Origin of the sequence: Rubrivirga sp. SAORIC476, assembly GCF_002283555.1 — a bacterium.
In the GTDB taxonomy this organism is placed as follows: Bacteria; Bacteroidota; Rhodothermia; order Rhodothermales; family Rubricoccaceae; genus Rubrivirga.
Window position 1 is genome coordinate 83,559 of sequence record NZ_MVOI01000011.1, and the last position, 15,792, is coordinate 99,350.

The following is a 15,792-nucleotide window of genomic DNA, read 5'->3' on the forward strand; positions in this document are numbered from 1 at the left end:
CGGGCCGTGTTCCCGGTTCCCGGGTTCCTGCGTATCGCGCCCGCCCGGCGCGGAGGACGCTCGGTGCTACCGGAGCACGAACCGCAGCGCCAGCGCACCGATGCCCACCTGCATCGCCCCCAGCGCGATCGTCGAGGTCCGGTCGAGACTCAGCACCTCCTGACGAACCGACTCGTCGCCGAACTCGGCGAAGCCCTCCGTGCGGTACCGGTCGTCCAACTCGTCCGCACGGAACTTGTAGCGCACCGCGACGGCCCCTGCGGTCAGCGTGGCCGCGGCGATGCCCATGTCGATCAACGTCCGGCCGAGCGTGGAGCGCTCGGTGGGCAGCAGCGCCACCTCCGGCACGGCGTCCTCCAGCAGCGGCAGCACGAGCGTCACCCGCGCCTGTCCCGCCTCGACCGACTGGCGGACCGACTCGTACCCATCGAGGGATGCGACGAGCACCACGGACTCGCCGGCGTCCGCGTCGAGGGTGAGCGGCGCGAGGCCGAGCGTGTCGAGGCCCTCTGGCCCCTGACGAACGATCGTCGCGCGGATCGGGAGCGTCTCGACCCGAAGGCGGACCGGCAGGGCGATTCGCACCACCAGGGAGTCGCCGGTCGCCAGCGTCACCTGCGTCTGGGCGCGGCGCGGGTCCCACGTCTGGCTGTCCTCCACCAGCGTCAGGTCCCGGACGCCCGGCGCGGCCTCGACCCACTCCCCCGCCCTGCCCACGCGGTCGCCGTCCACCCACACCTCGCCCGCCTCGGCCTCGACGCGGACGTGGGCCGTCTGCGCCGCAGCGGGCACGGCGAGGAGGAGAGCGAGCAGGAGCGCGAGTCTGCTCATCGGGCGGTGTGGAAGGCGATCACGTGGCGGGGCTCGACGAGGACGACGAGCAGCCCGCTACCGACGGTGAGCGCGCTCTTGACGCGGCCGCGCAGCTCGGTCGACCACTCCTCGCGGCCGGTCCGGCCGTCCACGATGAGGAGCTGTCGGTCGAGCGTCCCCACGGCCACGCGGTCGCCGATCCAGACGGGCTGCGCCGTCACGTTGCCGTCGCCCTGCATCCGCCAGCGCTCGACGCCCGTCGTGGGGTCGATGCCGCGAACCGTGCCGTCGCTGTAGCCCACCGCGAGCCCGGTCGCCCCGATCGCCGCGCTGCTCACCCGGAGGGGTTCTTCGTCCTGCACCTGCCACGCCACGTCCCCGGTACCCGCGTCGAGGCGAGCGAGGTCGCCGCGCGTCGTGGAGATGTAGACGGCGCCCACGTCGGCCGTCGGGGGGGCGTAGACCGGAGCCCCCACCTCGGCACGCCACTGCTCGGCCCCGTCGAGCGCACGCAGGCGAACGACCGTCCCCGCGTCATCGGCCACGATCACGTCGGTGCCGACGGCGAGCGGGGCGGCATGGAACTGGACGCCTGTCGGCGACGCGCGCTCCCAGCGGACGTCGCCCGTCGCGACGTCGAGCCCGGCGAGGCGCCCGTCCAGCAGGGGCACCACGAGGGTGGCGCCGACCCGGACGACGCCCGCCTGCACCTGCCCTTCCCGCCACCGCCAGATGCGCCGCCCGCGGCGCACGTCGTAGGCCTCCACCCCGCCGCCTCCGCCAACGGTCGGCACGTAGAGCACCTCGCCGTTGGGCGAGACCGCCAACTGGCCCTCGACGCTGTCGCCGAACTCGCCCGCGCCCTCAATCCGTCCCGTGTCCCGGTCGATGACCACCACGTCGCCCTTCCGGGTGCCGACCACCACGAAGCGGTCCGTGACGTGCGCGGCGGACGGGCCGAACGCGCCGTCGGCGTCGCGCTCCCAGAGCAGATCGAGCGGCAGACCGGGCGGCTCGGCGGACGCGTCCCCCAGCGCCGCGCCGAGGTTGATCGTGGAGCAGCCCGTGAACCACACGCCGAGCAGGAGGAAGAGCGCTCGCATCAGAAGTCGTACCCGAAGAAGAACTGGCTGAAGGGGCTCCGCTCGGACCACTGGAGGCCGTCCGTGAAGCGGTAGCCGATGTCGTAGCGCAACACGATGGCGCCGAGGAGGCTCGTCCGCAGGCCGACGCCCAGCGAGCCCTTCGTGGTGCCGACGAGGAGTTGCTCGTCCGGGCCGATGAGCGAGTAGTCGGGGTCGAGGAAGACGTCGTTGTAGCCGTCCGTCCAGTTGTGGGCGGCGTCGGCGAAGAGGGTCCCGCGGAGGCCCGCGATGATGGGGTAGAGCGGCGGGCGACGCAGCAGCGGGAAGCGCAGCTCGTTGGAGGCGAACCACATCTTCGAGCCGCGCACGCGGAGGAACGGGAAGCCGCGCAGCGACCAGGAGCCGCCGAGGAGGTTCAGTCGCGCCCGCCGGCCGACGTTGGCCTGCACCAGCCCCCACGACGCGAACGTGACCTCGTCGGACAGCCGGAGGTAGTTCCGCACGTCCGCCCGGACCGAGTAGTAGTTCTCGTTCGACTGCCACACGTCGGTCGTGTAGCCGATGCTCAGGTTGCCGCGGAAGCCCTCCACCGGGCCCCAGGGGCCGTAGAGCGCGTGGTCCTCGACGAGCGTGACGACGTTCGTGAGCGACGCCGTCCGCAGGGTGTCGAAGGCCGTCGTCCGGTCGGCCGAGCGCAGCAGGCCCGTCTTCTGCCCGACCGCGAATGAGGTCTCGACGTCGATCCGGCGGAAGTAGGAGAGCGGGTAGCTGACCAGCCCCAGCACGCCGACGCGCTGCTCGTAGGACGGAATGCGCGACGCCTGCGCCGGGTCGCGGCGGTCGAAGCGCGGGCCAGCCAGCCGAAAGGCCCCGTAGCCCACGTTGGCGCGGCGCCCGAGGTGGAGCCGGGTGACGGACACGTTGAGACCGTCGAGGAAGCTCCGCCCGCCGTCGATCGAGTTGGCCGAGTAGGCGGTGACGAAGATCTTGTCGTTGCCCAGCATGTCGGAGAACGCCACGGTGGCGCCGCCCGCCTGCGCGCTGGCCGTCGTCGTGGAGACGACCGCACCCTGCGCGAGGTCGAGCTGGTAGCGGGCGCGGTACGGCTCGCCGGGGCTTCCCTCGACGTCATAGCGCGCGAAGGCCCACGGCTCTGTCGTCGGCACCTCGCCCGCCTCGGTGATCTGCTCGGGGTTGGCGGAGAGCGAGTCCACGTCGAGGGCGCGGACGGTGAACCGGAAGTCCTCGAAGGCCGCGAACACGAGGTCGTCCTCGCCTGCCCAGACCGGGTCGAAGGCCGCGCTGGCGAACCGCGTGAGCTGACGCAGGGTCACGGGACTCTCCTCGCGCACGGCATCGCCAGGGGGGATGGAGGCGTCTGCGAGGAGCGAGGGCGTGCCGAACTCGGCCAGCCAGAGGTCCTGCGCGCTGAACTTCCCGTCGGCCTCGCGGCGCGAGCTGGCAAAGGCGAGGCGCGTGCCGTCGGGCGACCAGCGCGGCGAGAGGTCGACCTGCGGCCCGGCGGTGACGTGGCGGATGGCGCCGGTCTCCAGGTCGAGCGTGAACAGGTTCGACGCGCCCTCATGTCCCCAGGGCGTCCGGTCGGAGGCGAACACGAGCGTCCGGCCGTCCGGGCTGAGGTCGGGGGCGCTGTCGTTGTAGGCGTCGTTGGTGAGCTGGCGCAGAGCGCCCGCGTCGCGGTCGTAGAGGTAGAGATCCGCCTGCCCGCCGCGGTCGATGCCGGAGAAGACGACCTGCCTCCCCCCCGCCGACACCGTCGGCGAGTAGAGGGCGACCAGTTCGTCGAAGCCGAGCATCGCCAGGCGGTCGCCGGTGGTCAGGTCCACAAGGTGGATCACGTCGGTCGCGCCCCGCTTGCTGACGACCGCCAGCACGCCGTCGTCGCTGACGTCCATCCGGCTCTCGAAGAGGTGGAACGCCTCGAAGTCGAGCGAGCGGCCTGCCCGGAGCACCGTCCGCGGCTCGCCGACGGGCTTGAGGTCGTCGTCGACGTCTTGCGCCAGGACCGAGGAGTAACTGCCGCGGTTCGAGTAGAACAGCACCTCGCGCCCGCCGTCCGGCCGGGTCCAGACGACCGGCTTGGCGTTGAAGCCGCGCGCCGCGATGGGACTCGTAGTCAGCGCGGCGATGTCGGCGCCGACGAGCTTGGGCGTGTACTGCGCGCGGATCCACGCCTCCCAGCGGTCTGAGATGACCTCCCCTTCCTCCCCGAGGACGACCTCCATCACGTCCCCGAAGTTGGCGTCCTGCCACGCCTCCTCGATCAGGTCCAGCAGGCGCTCCTCGCCGTACGTCTCGGCGACGAACCGGCAGAAGGCCTCGCCCTCCTTGTACATCACGTAGGAGCCCGCGATGCGGTCCATGTCGTGGAGCGGCACGAAGAAGTTCGAGGCGACGGCGTCGCGCAGGATCATCTCGTGCTGGAAGTCCGGGTCGCCGCTCCAGTACTCGGCGAGGCCCTCCGTGAACCAGAGCGGCAGCACGAAGTCGGTCGGGCGCCGGTGGTCGCGGAGCACGCGCGACAGCTTGTTAAACGTGAACACGTGGACCAGTTCGTGCCGGATAACGCGCTGGAACCGGTGCAGGTCGCCGTCGGCCGGGATCACGACGCGGCCCTTGAGGAACTCGAAGAAGCCGCCGACGCCGTCCGGGATGAAGCCCGGCGTCACGTTGGTCTGCTTGAAGTGCAGGTTGGACGCGTAGAAGATGATCGGGACGCGGTGCGTCAGCGACAGGTCGAAGCGCGTCTCCAGCGTGTCGTACCAGTCCTCGGCCGTCTCGGCGCCGATGGCCGCGAGGTCCTCGGCCTCGGGGTAGTAGTAGACGTCGAAGTGCTCCGTTTCGAGGATATGCCACTCGAAGCCGTCGTACTGAATCTTGTTGCGCCCGAACCCCTGCGCGCTCGCCGAGGCGGCCAGCCCCAGCAGGGCCAGCACGGTGAGGAGGAGTTGGAGGCCGTCCGTGTCGGGTCGCGTCATGGTGTCGGGGCCGCAGCGCGGCTTGGGGACGCTAGGCACGATCCACGACGCGCGCAAGGGCAGAAACCGGCGGGCTCCCTCAGCTCGCCTCAGCGTCAGCGCGACAACGTGCGGGTGTACGCCCACACCGCACGGGATCGCGACCGCTGCCCCGTGGTGAGGCTGGAGGTCCCGTGTGGTGTGAGTCTCAGGCCACCGATCCCTGCCCCGAGGCGGGCCCCGTCAGACAGCGGCCTCTCGCCGACGCGTCGCTTTCGGACGGCACAATCAGCGTGCCCCGTCACGCGAGCGTCTTCTTGAGCGACTGAATCGTCTCCACCGGCGTCGGATCCACGCCCTTCACCATCGCCAGCCAGAAGCTCGCCGCATCACCCAGTTGGACGAGCGACAGCGCCCGGTCGAGGCGCGAGGTGCCCTCCGACCGCAGCTCCGTCCACCCGCCGATGCCCGGCGCCACGAGGTCGCGCGTGGCGTCGAAGCGCTTGGCAACCTGCCCGTGGTCGTCGGCGTCGCGGAGCGCCACGACATGCATCACGGACGCGAGCGCCGCGGGCGCCGCCTCGAAGCCCATGATCTCGTTGTGGTCCATCTCCGGCAGCACGTTGCCCACGGCCGGGTGCTTCGCGTTCTCGTGGATCTGCGTCCGCCACCGCATCCCGACCGACTCCAGCAGGCCGACGCCCGTGTAGATCACCGGCAGCATCCCGTCGAACTGGGCGGCGAGGGCGCGCGCCGGCGTGTCGGCATCGTCCACGTCGTTCGCCTCAGCGCGGTCGCGGGCCGACGCGAGGGCCGTGGCGAACTCGGCGTCCGACAGCTCCGCCAGTCCCAGCTTCCGGGCCAGCCGCAGCACGACGCCGAGGGAGTAGCCCAGCGCCGCGCGAGGCTGGAGGCCGCCAGGGATGGTCACCACGTCGAGGCCGTCCGCCTCGGCGATGCCCGCGAGGGTGCCGCCCGACGTGATGGCGAGGCGCCGCGCCCCGCGCGCCTTGGCGTCGGCGAAGGCCGCGAGCGTCTCTTCGGTGCCGCCCGAGTAGCTGGACGCGACCACCAGGGTCTTCTCCCCCACCCAGCCCGGCAGCGCGTAGCCGCGGTTGACGAGGAACGGCAGCGGCGACGTCGGCTCCACGATGCCGCGCACGAGGTCACCCCCGATCGCCGAGCCGCCCATGCCGCACAGCACGATGCCGTCGAACGCCGAGGCGTCCAGGTCGAAGCCGTCTACGGCCGCCCCGCGCTCCCAGCCGACGGCGAGATGGTCGGGGAAGGCGCGGACGGCGGCGCGCATGTCGCCGGGGTCGAGGGAGGGGTCGTAGATCGTGTCGGACATCGAAAAGGGAACGTGGAGCGAGCGGGATGAGCGGCGTGCCGATGGCACATCAGCCGCCGGAGGCCGGTTCGAGGCGGGCGGAGATGCGGTCGGAGAGTCCGCCATCGGCCTGGTCGAGGCCGAGAAGATCGGCGAGGTCGCGGTTGTGGCAGGCGAGGAAGTAGTCCAGGAGGCGACCCACCGAGGTCGCGTCGGGCTGGCGGAGGGCACGACGGGCGAGGTCCTCGGCCTCCTCCAGCGTAAACGCCCGGATGACGCGCTTGACGAGCGTCAGGTACGCCGGCGACGCGCTGAGCGTGCGGACGCCCAGCCCCACCAGCAGCGGCGTCACGCGCGGATCGGCGGCCACCTCGCCGCAGACCGACACCGGAATGCCCGCCTCGTTGGCGGTCTTGGCCGTGTGCGCGATCAGCCCGAGGACGGCCGGGTGCAGCTCGTGGTAGAGGTCCGCCACGAGGTCGTTGCCGCGGTCGACGGCCAGCGTGAACTGGGTCAGGTCGTTGGTGCCGATCGAGAAGAAGTCGACGGTCTTGGTGTACAGCTCGGCCTGGATGGCGACCGACGGGACCTCGACCATGATGCCCAGCGGCACGTCCGGGCGATGCTCGATGCCCTCGGCGCGCAGGTCGTCGCAGACGGCCCGGTACGCGCGCCGGAACTCGCGGACCTCCTCGATGCCGGAGACCATCGGCAGGAGGATGCGCGGCGGCGCGTCGTCGGCGGAGGCCGCGGCGGCACGGAGGACGGCGCGGAGTTGGGGGCGGAGCAGGTCGGGCTTGTCGAGCAGGATGCGGATGCCGCGCCAGCCCAGGAACGGGTTCGCCTCGCGGTGCGACATCGGCAGGACCTTGTCGCCGCCGAGGTCGAGCAGCCGGAACGTGACCGCGTGCGGCGCCGACGCCACGATGGCGTCGCGGTAGACTTCGTACTGCTGCTCCTCATCAAGGGCCCGCCCCTGGGTCAGGAACAGCATCTCGGTCCGGAACAGGCCGACGCCCGCGGCACCGTACTCGTGCAGGAGCGGGAATTCCTCCCGGAACTCGACGTTGGCCTGGAGCGCGACCGGATGCCCGTCCTTGGTCTCGGACGGCATCGCGAGGAGCGCCTCGCGGTCGGCCGTGATGCGCGCGAACTGGGCCGCCTTCAGTTCCGCCGCCACCAGCGTCTCCGGCTCCGGGTTGACGATCACCGTCCCCGAGAAGCCGTCCACGATCACCACGTCGTCCGGGCCGACGTGCTCGGCGAGGCCATGCAGGCTCACGACCGCGGGCACGCCGAGCGCGCGGGCCATAATGGAGACGTGGCTCGTCGGGCCGCCGAAGTCGAGCACGACGCCCAGGACGCCGCGGCGGCTGAACAGCAGCACGTCGGCCGCGGTCAGGTTCTGCGCGACCACAACGCGGTGCGGGTCGATCTTCGACACCGCCCGCCCCTGCTGGAGGTTGCGGAGGACGCGGTTCTGCACGTCCTGGAAGTCGGCCGCGCGCTCGCGGAGCGACGCGTTCGGGCTCGACTCCAGCCGCCGCCGATGCTCGTCCAGCACCGACTGCACCGCCCACCCCGCCCCGGCCGCGTTGTCGCGGACGTGCTCGACGACCGCGTCGTAGAACTGGCGATCCCGCAGGATCAGCCCCTGTGCGTCGAAGATGCCCGCCGAGCCCTCGCCCAGCTTCTCGCGCGCGACGACCGTGATCTTGCGCAGTTCGCGCTCGCTCCGCTGGATGGCGCGCTCGAACCGCTCTAGCTCCGCCTCGACGTCCGCCGGGTCGAGGTGGTCGGGTGTGGCCTGGTAGGCGCCCGCGGCGAACAGGTACGCGGGCCCGATGGCGACACCGGGGGCCACGCCGATGCCCTCGACCCGGAGTTCGGGACGGGGCTCAGGGGCGGGGGCAGAAGGATCGTGGGACAAACGACTGGGGAGGTGGCCTGGGACGGGACGGGTGTCGGGAGTGTCGTGCGGGCGGACAGGCCCGGCACGCCCCGCTACATCGCTTCGCCGAAGCCCCGCTCGAAGAGCGCCTCGAGCGCGTCGGCAGCCTCGGCCTCGTCGGCGCCCTCGAACAGCAGATCGAGCGTGGCGCCCTGCTCGGCGGCCAGCGTCATCACGCCGATGATGCTCTTGCCGTTGATCTCGTAGCCGTCCTTGCGGATGAAGAACTCTGCCTCGAAGCGGGACGCCTCGCGGACGATCATCGACGCCGGGCGCGTGTGGACGCCGGCTTTGTTGCGGACCGTGACCTCGCGAGTAAGCATGGGAGGAGGGCTAGAGGGTTCGGGAGGCGAGGCCGAGGGCCAGCGTGCGGAGGGCGTCGGAGGCGGGACCGGCGGGCAGCACGTCCAGCCCGGCCCGCCCCACCTCGGTGTAGTGGTCGACGGCCTCGGCAGCGGCGTCGAGCACGCCGAGGGCGTCGAGGCGGTCGCGAACGGCGGGGACGCGGACGGGGTCGAGACCGCCCTCGAACACCTCGGCGAGCCAGTCTGCGTCGGCCGACTCCGCGCAGGCGCGGGCCGTGAGGAGGAGGAACGTACGCTTGCCCTCGACGAGGTCGCCGCCGATGGGCTTGCCCCAGGTGTCGGGATCGGCGGTGAGATCCAGGAGGTCATCCTGAATCTGGAAGGCGCGGCCGAGAGCGAGTCCGGCGCGGCGCAGCGCGTCCACCTCGGCGTCGGAGGCGCCGCCGATGACGGCGCCCAGTTCGAGGGCGTGCTCCAGCAGCGCGCCCGTCTTGCGGTCGATCATGCCCAGGTACTCGTCCACCGTCACGTCGTCGCGCGTCTCGAAGCCCATGTCGAGCGTCTGCCCCTCGCACAGGAGCCCGACCATCCGGTAGTGCGCCTCAGCCAGTCGGCGGGCGTCGGCTCCGTCGGTGCCGACCACGAGGCGGGCGGCGAGGCCCATCATCAGGTCCCCGGCGAGGATCGCCGTCGGCTCGTCCCAGCGAACATGAACGGTGTCTCTCCCCCGACGCGTGTCGGAGTGGTCCATGATGTCGTCGTGGACGAGGGTGAAGTTGTGGAACACCTCCACGCCCAGCGCGGCAGGCATCGCGCGTCTGCGGGCCGCGTCGCCGCCGAAGGCCTCGGCGGCGAGCAACACGAGCACGGGCCGAATGCGCTTGCCGCCGCCCGCCAGCACGTAGCGGACCGGCGCGTAGAGCCCCTCGGGCTCGCTCGGCAGATCGAGTCCCGCGAGGGCATCGTTGACCTCCTCGATGAGGTCCGTGGGCGAGAGCGTCGTCGTCACGCTTCCCCGACTGCGGCGAGCGCGGCGTCCACGCGAGCCTGCACCTCGTCGAGCGTCCCCGTGCCGTCAATCTCGACGGTCGGGACGTGCGCGCGGAGGGCCGCCTCGACGGGCGCCGTCTCCTCGTGGTAGACCTCCAGCCGGTGCTGGATCGCCTCCGGCTGGTCGTCCGAGCGGTGGACGAGCGTCGCCAAGTCCGTGTCGGCGGGCGGCGGGTTGAAGTCGAGGTGGTAGATCTCCCCCGTGGCGGGGTCGGTGCGGCGGCGCGAGAGGCGGTGCACGATCTGGTCGTCCGGGACCTCCAGACTGATCATGGCGTCGAGCGGCGCCTCGGCCTCGGCGAGGTGCTTCACCAGCCACTCGGCCTGAGGGACGGTGCGCGGAAACCCATCCAGGACGAAGTCGCGCGTGCCGATCTCCGCGAGCGTGTCTGCGACGATACCGCAGGTCACGTCGTCGGGCACGAGTTCACCGGCGGCCAGCAACTCCGTCACGCGGACGCCCAGGGGCGTCTTCTGGCGGATGGCGGCGCGGAACAGGTCCCCGGTCGAAAGATGGGTGAGGCCGTGGGCATGGGCGAGGCGCTTGGCCTGCGTCCCCTTGCCAGCCCCCGGCGGGCCGAAGAGTGCGAGTCGCATCGAAAGACGTTGGGAGAACGCGCAAGATACGGGGGCGGACCGATGCCCTGCCCGGCGTCTCGCGACGAGATCGGGCGGCCTAGTCGTCGTCCAGCGCCTCCCCGATCGTCGGCTCGCCCGTGATCCGCTGGGCGGCCTGATCGAGCAGCATCTTGACGCCGAAGCCGACCGCCGTGGTGAGCGCGACGCTGAAGGCCTCCTGCTTCGCGGTCTTGGGCTTCTCCGCCGGCCCCTCGCCGTAGGCGACGGGCATCTTCCCCATCGCGCGCCGGATGGCCGTTTCCACGTCGCTGCCCTCGGCGACCCGCTCGGCGGCGTCGTCCAGCGCGAGAGCGAGGCGGGCCCGGATGAAGTCGACCGTGTCCTCGGGATCGACGCGGCGCTTCGAGCGGGCGCGGAGGCCGAGCAGCGCGCCGACGACGGCGCCCACGCCAGCCGCCGCGATCACGGCGTCGCGCTTGCGGTGGCGGATGCGGTCCATGAGCGGCCGTCCGCCCACATTGACGTCGTCGAGCAGGGTCGCCGCCTCGTGCTTGAGCGCGTCGATGTGGTACTGGATGTCGCGCTCGCGGGCGTCGATCTGCTGGCGCACCTGCTCGATGGTGACGACCTCGCCGAGGTCGCGCTCGGGACGGAGCGCGCTCGGGAGCGACGACGGGAGCGTGGGCTTGCGGGGAGGGGTAGTCATGCGGTCAAACGGCGGCGTTGCGGACGGCGGCCGCCTGCTCGCGCTGGAGGGAGTCGACACTGCGGTCCTTCTCCTCCCGTGCGAGCCGTCGGGCCTCGAGGGCCTCAGCCTGCCGCGCGCGGACCCGACGGAGCCCGAGCACGGACGAGAGCCCCGCCCCGAGGAGGAGGAGAAGGGTCGTGACGAGGAAGCCCCATCCCGGGCTCCCGAGAAGCGCCCCGATGCCCAGCGCGATCGTGACGAACACGAACAGCAGGGCGATGATGGCGAGCACCAGCGCGGCGACGAAGAAGCCCGCCGCGTCGACGAAGTGCTGAACCCGGTCGATCTGTGCCTGGACGCCCTCGATCTGGCGCTTCACGAGATCGACGCGGAGTTCGGTCCAGTCGCGAAGGTCTGCCGAGAGCGCGGCGAGGTGACCAGTCACGCGGTCCAGCTTGGTCTGGTGCGGCGGCAGCATCCGCGACTCCGGCGCGACCTGGGCCGGCGGATCCAGGACCGGTGACGGCTGCTGAATCACAGCCGGCAGGGTCTCACCAACGCGGGGACCGGTCGGGCGTGTGGAGGACGGGGGGACGGCCGATGAAGGCGGACGGGCCATCAGGAGAGGCGGAGCACGGGAGAGGACGGGGCGTACACCCCAGCCCTCCCCCAGGTTGCCACCCGTCCATGACGATCTCCCCACGCCCGACGCCCAATCCCAACAGCCTCAAATTCGACGTCGACGGTGCGACGGTGATCGACCGCGGCCTGCTGGCCTACCACTCGGCCCGCGAGGCCGCCGGGGACGACCTCGCCCGCGACCTGTTCGCCATCCGCGGCGTCGAGTCGCTCCTGATCGTGCCCGCCTTCGTGACGGTCACCAAGCACCCCGCCGCCGACTGGGACGATCTGGCGGAGGGCGTCGAGCACGTCCTTCGCCGGCATCTGACGGCCGGGTAGCCCTGCCTCGGCGCCGGGGCGGGTCAGGCTACCTCGTGACGGTCGGCCACCGAGACGTCCTGGCGGATCAGGTCCGCCGCCCGTTCGGCGATCATGAGCGTTGGGGCGTTGGTGTTGCCGTTCGTGATGGTCGGCATCACGGAGGCGTCCACCACGCGGAGCCCCTCGACGCCGCGCACGCGCAGGTCGGGGTCCACCACCGCGTCGGCGTCCGCCCCCATCCGGCAGGTCCCGACGGGGTGATAGAGGGTCTCGGAGGTCTCGCGGACGTGGCGCTCCAGGTCGGCGGTGTCGAACGAGGCCGGGCCGGGGAGCAGCATCTCCCCGCGGAAGCGGTCGAGCGGCCCCGCCTCGGCGATCTCGCGGGCCAGCCGAAGGCCCGCGACCAGCACGTCTACATCGGCCTGCTCGGCGAGCGCCGCCGGGTCGATGGCCGGGTGCACCGTCGGGTCGGCCGAGCGGAGGGTCAGGCGACCCCGGCTCTTCGGACGCACGAGCGTCGGCCCGATGGAGAAGCCGTGGTCGGTGGGCGGGGTCAGGCCGTGGTCCTGGAAGAGGATCGGCGCGACGTGGAACTGGAGATCGGGCACGCCGCCCGCCCCGTGGGAATCGACGAACAGGCCCGCCTCGGCGATGTTGGACGACAGCATCCCCCGCCGGGTAACGAGGTAGCGCAAGACGCTGCTGATGCTCTCGGCGTTGACGAGCGAGACGGGCTCGCGGAGCGCGAAGTGCAGCCCGGTGATCAGGTGGTCGTGCAGGTTGTCGCCCACCGCGGGCCGGTCCACCACGACGTCGAGGCCGAGGGCCCGAAGGTCGTCGGCGGGGCCGATGCCGGAGAGCATCAGGATCTGGGGCGAGTTGACGGCGCCGCCGCAGACGATCACCTCGCGGTCGGCGTAGACCGTCTCGATGCGCCCATCCTGCACGATCTCGACGCCGACGGCGCGGCCGTGCTCGATCACCACCCGGCGCACCAGCGCGCCCGTCCGCACGGTCAGGTTCTGCCGCCGACGCGCGGGCTTGAGGAACGCGGTCGCCGCCGACGCTCGGCGCCCGGCCTTCTGGGTGAGCTGGTAGAGTCCGGCGCCAGCCTGCTGCTCGCCATTGAAGTCGGCTGTGCGCGGCATTCCGGCCGCGACCGCCGCCTCGATGAACGCGAGGCTGACCGGGCTCGGGTCCTTCGGGTCCTCGATCCGGAGCGGACCTCCCGCGCCGTGATAGGCCGAGGCGCCGCGGACGTTGTCCTCGCTCCGCTTGAAGTATGGCAGCGCGTCTGCGAACCCCCAGCCGTCGCAGCCATCAGCGGCCCAGCCGTCGAAGTCAGCATGGTGACCGCGGATGTAGATCATCGCGTTGATCGACGACGACCCGCCGAGCACCTTGCCGCGCGGCCAGTAGAGGGCGCGGTTCGCGGCGCCCGCCTGGGGCTCGGTGTGGTAGTTCCAGTCGGCGTCCGTCTGGAACAGCCGCGAGAACGTCGCCGGGATGTGGATCTCCGGGTGGTGGTCGCGGTCGCCTGCTTCGAGGAGCAGGACGGAGTGATCGGGGTCCTCGCTCAGCCGGGCGGCGAGGACGCACCCCGCCGTGCCCCCTCCCACGATGATGTAGTCGGTCATGTCAGATGGATTGACGCAGTGCGGCAACGTACCGCCGCCGCACCTCGTTCACAACGGCCTCCGCCCGCGCGCTCGTGCCGGGGGATCTCCCACGCTCTGGGTCCGCGGCGACCGCGCCCCGAGACGGGTCAGCCCGCCACCGGCCACCCGTCCCCGGCGTCGAGCCGCACCGCGACGGTGCCCCGCAACAGCCCCTCCAGGTCACGTCCGACAAAGTCGTACCGCCAGCCCGGGAAGGCGTCCGCGACCGCATCCGGCCCCGCCTCGACGATGGCAGCGAGTTGGGCCTTGGTGGCGACGAGCGCCGAGTCGATGTCCTCCCGCTCGCACCGCCCGGCCAGGAAGCCCTGGGCGACCAGCAGGCGCGCGGCGCGCTTCTCGTCCTCCGGCCCCGGCCGACCGCGGCGCTGGACGCGCTCCGGCTCCGCCTCGGCGCCCGCCTGGACGGCGTCGAGGAGACCGTCGGCGTAGCGGGCGACCTGGCGGTCGGTGAGGCGGAGTCGACGCAAATCGTCCGCAGTCTCCGGCATCCGGTCGGCGATGGCCGCCAGGGCCTCGTCTGGCAGCACCATGCGGCGTGTCCGGTCCAGGTCCCGCGCCTCCACCTCGCGCCACGCGGCGACGGCCCGAAGCACGGCGCGCTGGCGGCCCGACATGCGCCCGATGCCGCGCACCTTGAGGCGGTCGACGGCGTCGTTCGGGTCGGACTCCTCGAACAGCGAGGGATCATTGTAGCGCTCCATCTCGGCGTCCACCCACTCGGCGCGCCCCCGCGCCTGGGCCTCGTCGCGGAGCTTCTGGTACACGTCGAGGAGGTAGCGCACGTCGTCCTCGGCGTAGCGCGCCTGCGAATCCGTGAGCGGGCGCTTGAGCCAGTTGGACCGTGTCTCCCCCTTGTCGAGGCGGATCCCGACGGCCCACTCGACGAGATCCTGCAGCGACGCCGTCGCGGTCTGCCCAACGAGCCCGGCCGCGCGCTGCGTGTCGAACGAGTTCACCGGCAGCGTGCCCGTCGCCCGCGCGAGGATCTGGAGATCCTGGGTCGCGTCGTGGAGCACCTTCACCACAGAGGGGTCCGCGAGCACCTCACCGAGCGCGCCCATCTGCCCCTCCAACGCGATCGTATCGATCAGATGGACGTCGTCCCCCCCGAGGCCGACCTGGATGAGGCCGAGGCCGGGGTAGTAGCTCCGCTCCCAGACGAACTCGGTGTCGAGGGCGACAGCGGGGAGCGTCCGGGCTCGGTCGCAGAGGGCTTCCAGTCGGTCGGTCGTGTCGATCATGCTCAGTCGGTCGTCTGCTTGAGGGCGCACCCGAAGGCCTGGGTGCGCTGGACCTCGATGGGCAACCCGGCGACACTCTGGTCCATCGCCTGCGCGAGGTAGGGCACCCGGACGCGGTCCGCCGAGGCGGGGCTGTCGTCCAGCGTCCCGTCGTAGCGCAGCACGCGGCCGGCGTCGAAAAAGAACACGTGGGGCGCGCTGGTCGCCCCGAAGGCGCTCGCCAGCGCGCCGCTGGGGTCGGCGAGGTACGGCATCACCAGCCCCGCACCGGTGGCGTACTCGCGCGACGCCGTCGCCGACTCACGGTCCGACTGTGCCGGGTCGTTCGCATTCACCAGCACGAACCCGATGCCCGCGGGCGTGTAGCGCTCCGCCAGATCGGCGAGGCGGGGCGCGTAGCGGTCGGTCCACGGGCAGGCGTTGCTCCAGAACACGACCACGAGGCCCGCCGCGCCCGCCGAGGCGGACAGGGTCGTCTGGGAGCCGTCGGCGGAGGCCAGCGCGGCGTCGGCCATGGGGAGCGCGTCGCCGTAGGTGATGCCCTGAGCGGACGCGCCCGAAGCCAGGAGGAGGACGAGGAGGAGTCGGAGCATCAGGAGGAGGAGCGGGCGGCGTCGACGGAGGCGGCCAGTTCGTCGTAGCTCATCTCCCCGACGTGCGTGTCCTGCACGATGCCGTCCCCGTCGAGAATCATGGTGATGGGGAGCGCGCCGCCCACCATGGGGTTGAGCTGTGACGTGAGGTCGCCGGGGCCGGTGTAGAGGTAGGACGGGTCGGTGACCTCGTGCTCGGCCAGGAACGCGCGAATGGCCGGGTACGCGCTCGCCTCCTGGATGGCCACGAACCGGACATGCACGTTCTGGTCGGCCATCTCCTCGTCGAAGCGCACGAACTCGGGGAACTCGGTCCGGCACGGGCCGCACCACGTCGCCCAGAAGTTGAGCACCACCACGTCGGCCTCCATCGTCACCACGTCGTCGATGAGCGCTTCAGCGCTCACGACCTCGACGATGGGCAGGTCGGCCCCGGGACCGTCCGCCGTCGCGGCGTCTGAAGGGGACGATTCGGGAACAGGATCGGACGCGCAGCCGACGGCGGCGAGAAGCGGGAGGAAGAGCAGGAGACGCATGGAGGACAGGCAGGCGGACGGG

15 protein-coding genes are annotated in these 15,792 nt (G+C 71.8%); 1 reads left to right on the top strand and 14 read right to left on the bottom strand.

What is annotated here, in order from left to right; genetic code table 11:
- Nucleotides 1-66: 66 nt before the first annotated feature.
- From B1759_RS16830 to B1759_RS16875, 10 genes are all read right to left on the bottom strand, one after another.
- On the bottom strand, nucleotides 67-831 hold the full coding sequence (locus B1759_RS16830) for a hypothetical protein (RefSeq protein WP_095516245.1): 765 nt from the start codon (nucleotides 829-831) through the stop codon (nucleotides 67-69).
- Nucleotides 828-1,916, bottom strand: a complete 1,089-nt coding sequence (locus tag B1759_RS16835; protein ID WP_095516246.1) for a PQQ-binding-like beta-propeller repeat protein — start codon at nucleotides 1,914-1,916, stop codon at nucleotides 828-830. The genes B1759_RS16830 and B1759_RS16835 overlap by 4 nt, the downstream gene beginning before the upstream one ends.
- Entirely contained in the window at nucleotides 1,916-4,897 is a 2,982-nt protein-coding gene (locus tag B1759_RS16840; protein ID WP_095516247.1) for a BamA/TamA family outer membrane protein, read from the bottom strand. Before B1759_RS16840 ends, B1759_RS16835 begins: the two co-directional genes overlap by 1 nt.
- A 280-nt stretch (nucleotides 4,898-5,177) precedes the next feature.
- Nucleotides 5,178-6,227: a bifunctional phosphoglucose/phosphomannose isomerase gene (locus B1759_RS16845; RefSeq protein ID WP_158225324.1), complete on the bottom strand. Its 1,050-nt coding sequence runs from the start codon at nucleotides 6,225-6,227 to the stop codon at nucleotides 5,178-5,180.
- Nucleotides 6,228-6,276: 49 nt separating this feature from the next.
- On the bottom strand, nucleotides 6,277-8,136 hold the full coding sequence (gene ptsP, locus B1759_RS16850) for a phosphoenolpyruvate--protein phosphotransferase (RefSeq protein WP_095516249.1): 1,860 nt from the start codon (nucleotides 8,134-8,136) through the stop codon (nucleotides 6,277-6,279).
- 74 nt (nucleotides 8,137-8,210) lie between these two features.
- Nucleotides 8,211-8,480 (bottom strand): HPr family phosphocarrier protein, encoded by a 270-nt coding sequence (locus tag B1759_RS16855; protein ID WP_095516250.1) that lies wholly within the window; start codon nucleotides 8,478-8,480, stop codon nucleotides 8,211-8,213.
- Between the two features lie 10 nt (nucleotides 8,481-8,490).
- Nucleotides 8,491-9,471, bottom strand: a complete 981-nt coding sequence (locus B1759_RS16860; protein ID WP_095516251.1) for a polyprenyl synthetase family protein — start codon at nucleotides 9,469-9,471, stop codon at nucleotides 8,491-8,493.
- Nucleotides 9,468-10,109, bottom strand: coding sequence for an adenylate kinase (locus B1759_RS16865; RefSeq protein WP_095516252.1), 642 nt, complete (start codon nucleotides 10,107-10,109; stop codon nucleotides 9,468-9,470). Before B1759_RS16865 ends, B1759_RS16860 begins: the two co-directional genes overlap by 4 nt.
- 79 nt (nucleotides 10,110-10,188) lie before the next feature.
- The gene (locus B1759_RS16870; protein WP_095516253.1) at nucleotides 10,189-10,797 is read right to left on the bottom strand and encodes a hypothetical protein; all 609 of its coding nucleotides are present in this window, start codon (nucleotides 10,795-10,797) and stop codon (nucleotides 10,189-10,191) included.
- A 4-nt stretch (nucleotides 10,798-10,801) separates the two neighbouring features.
- Complete coding sequence (locus tag B1759_RS16875; protein WP_158225325.1) at nucleotides 10,802-11,317, bottom strand: phage holin family protein; 516 nt, start codon at nucleotides 11,315-11,317, stop codon at nucleotides 10,802-10,804.
- A gap of 149 nt (nucleotides 11,318-11,466) precedes the next feature.
- Here B1759_RS16875 and B1759_RS16880 point away from each other — a divergent pair, with 149 nt between their 5' ends.
- Nucleotides 11,467-11,739, top strand: a complete 273-nt coding sequence (locus tag B1759_RS16880; RefSeq protein ID WP_095516255.1) for a NifU N-terminal domain-containing protein — start codon at nucleotides 11,467-11,469, stop codon at nucleotides 11,737-11,739.
- A gap of 23 nt (nucleotides 11,740-11,762) precedes the next feature.
- On the opposite strand, the gene B1759_RS16885 is transcribed toward B1759_RS16880, so the two are convergent.
- The 4 genes from B1759_RS16885 to B1759_RS16900 all read right to left on the bottom strand — a co-directional run bounded on the left by B1759_RS16885 (nucleotide 11,763) and on the right by B1759_RS16900 (nucleotide 15,770).
- Entirely contained in the window at nucleotides 11,763-13,358 is a 1,596-nt protein-coding gene (locus B1759_RS16885; protein WP_095516256.1) for a GMC family oxidoreductase, read from the bottom strand.
- 128 nt (nucleotides 13,359-13,486) lie between these two features.
- Nucleotides 13,487-14,641 (bottom strand): HRDC domain-containing protein, encoded by a 1,155-nt coding sequence (locus tag B1759_RS16890; RefSeq protein WP_095516257.1) that lies wholly within the window; start codon nucleotides 14,639-14,641, stop codon nucleotides 13,487-13,489.
- A 2-nt stretch (nucleotides 14,642-14,643) separates the two neighbouring features.
- On the bottom strand, nucleotides 14,644-15,234 hold the full coding sequence (locus B1759_RS16895; RefSeq protein ID WP_095516258.1) for a redoxin family protein: 591 nt from the start codon (nucleotides 15,232-15,234) through the stop codon (nucleotides 14,644-14,646).
- On the bottom strand, nucleotides 15,234-15,770 hold the full coding sequence (locus B1759_RS16900; protein ID WP_095516259.1) for a TlpA disulfide reductase family protein: 537 nt from the start codon (nucleotides 15,768-15,770) through the stop codon (nucleotides 15,234-15,236). The genes B1759_RS16895 and B1759_RS16900 overlap by 1 nt, the downstream gene beginning before the upstream one ends.
- Nucleotides 15,771-15,792 lie beyond the last annotated feature (22 nt).

What these genes read in the sequence shown, in the direction of transcription:
- B1759_RS16835 (WP_095516246.1), bottom strand. Translation starts at nt 1,916, where the DNA reads ATGCGAGCGCTCTTCCTCCTGCTCGGCGTGTGGTTCACGGGCTGCTCC.
- B1759_RS16890 (WP_095516257.1), bottom strand. Translation starts at nt 14,641, where the DNA reads ATGATCGACACGACCGACCGACTGGAAGCCCTCTGCGACCGAGCCCGG.
- B1759_RS16845 (WP_158225324.1), bottom strand. Translation starts at nt 6,227, where the DNA reads ATGTCCGACACGATCTACGACCCCTCCCTCGACCCCGGCGACATGCGC.
- B1759_RS16855 (WP_095516250.1), bottom strand. Translation starts at nt 8,480, where the DNA reads ATGCTTACTCGCGAGGTCACGGTCCGCAACAAAGCCGGCGTCCACACG.
- B1759_RS16900 (WP_095516259.1), bottom strand. Translation starts at nt 15,770, where the DNA reads ATGCGTCTCCTGCTCTTCCTCCCGCTTCTCGCCGCCGTCGGCTGCGCG.
- B1759_RS16830 (WP_095516245.1), bottom strand. Translation starts at nt 831, where the DNA reads ATGAGCAGACTCGCGCTCCTGCTCGCTCTCCTCCTCGCCGTGCCCGCT.
- B1759_RS16840 (WP_095516247.1), bottom strand. Translation starts at nt 4,897, where the DNA reads ATGACGCGACCCGACACGGACGGCCTCCAACTCCTCCTCACCGTGCTG.
- B1759_RS16880 (WP_095516255.1), top strand. Translation starts at nt 11,467, where the DNA reads ATGACGATCTCCCCACGCCCGACGCCCAATCCCAACAGCCTCAAATTC.
- B1759_RS16895 (WP_095516258.1), bottom strand. Translation starts at nt 15,234, where the DNA reads ATGCTCCGACTCCTCCTCGTCCTCCTCCTGGCTTCGGGCGCGTCCGCT.
- B1759_RS16870 (WP_095516253.1), bottom strand. Translation starts at nt 10,797, where the DNA reads ATGACTACCCCTCCCCGCAAGCCCACGCTCCCGTCGTCGCTCCCGAGC.
- B1759_RS16885 (WP_095516256.1), bottom strand. Translation starts at nt 13,358, where the DNA reads ATGACCGACTACATCATCGTGGGAGGGGGCACGGCGGGGTGCGTCCTC.
- B1759_RS16865 (WP_095516252.1), bottom strand. Translation starts at nt 10,109, where the DNA reads ATGCGACTCGCACTCTTCGGCCCGCCGGGGGCTGGCAAGGGGACGCAG.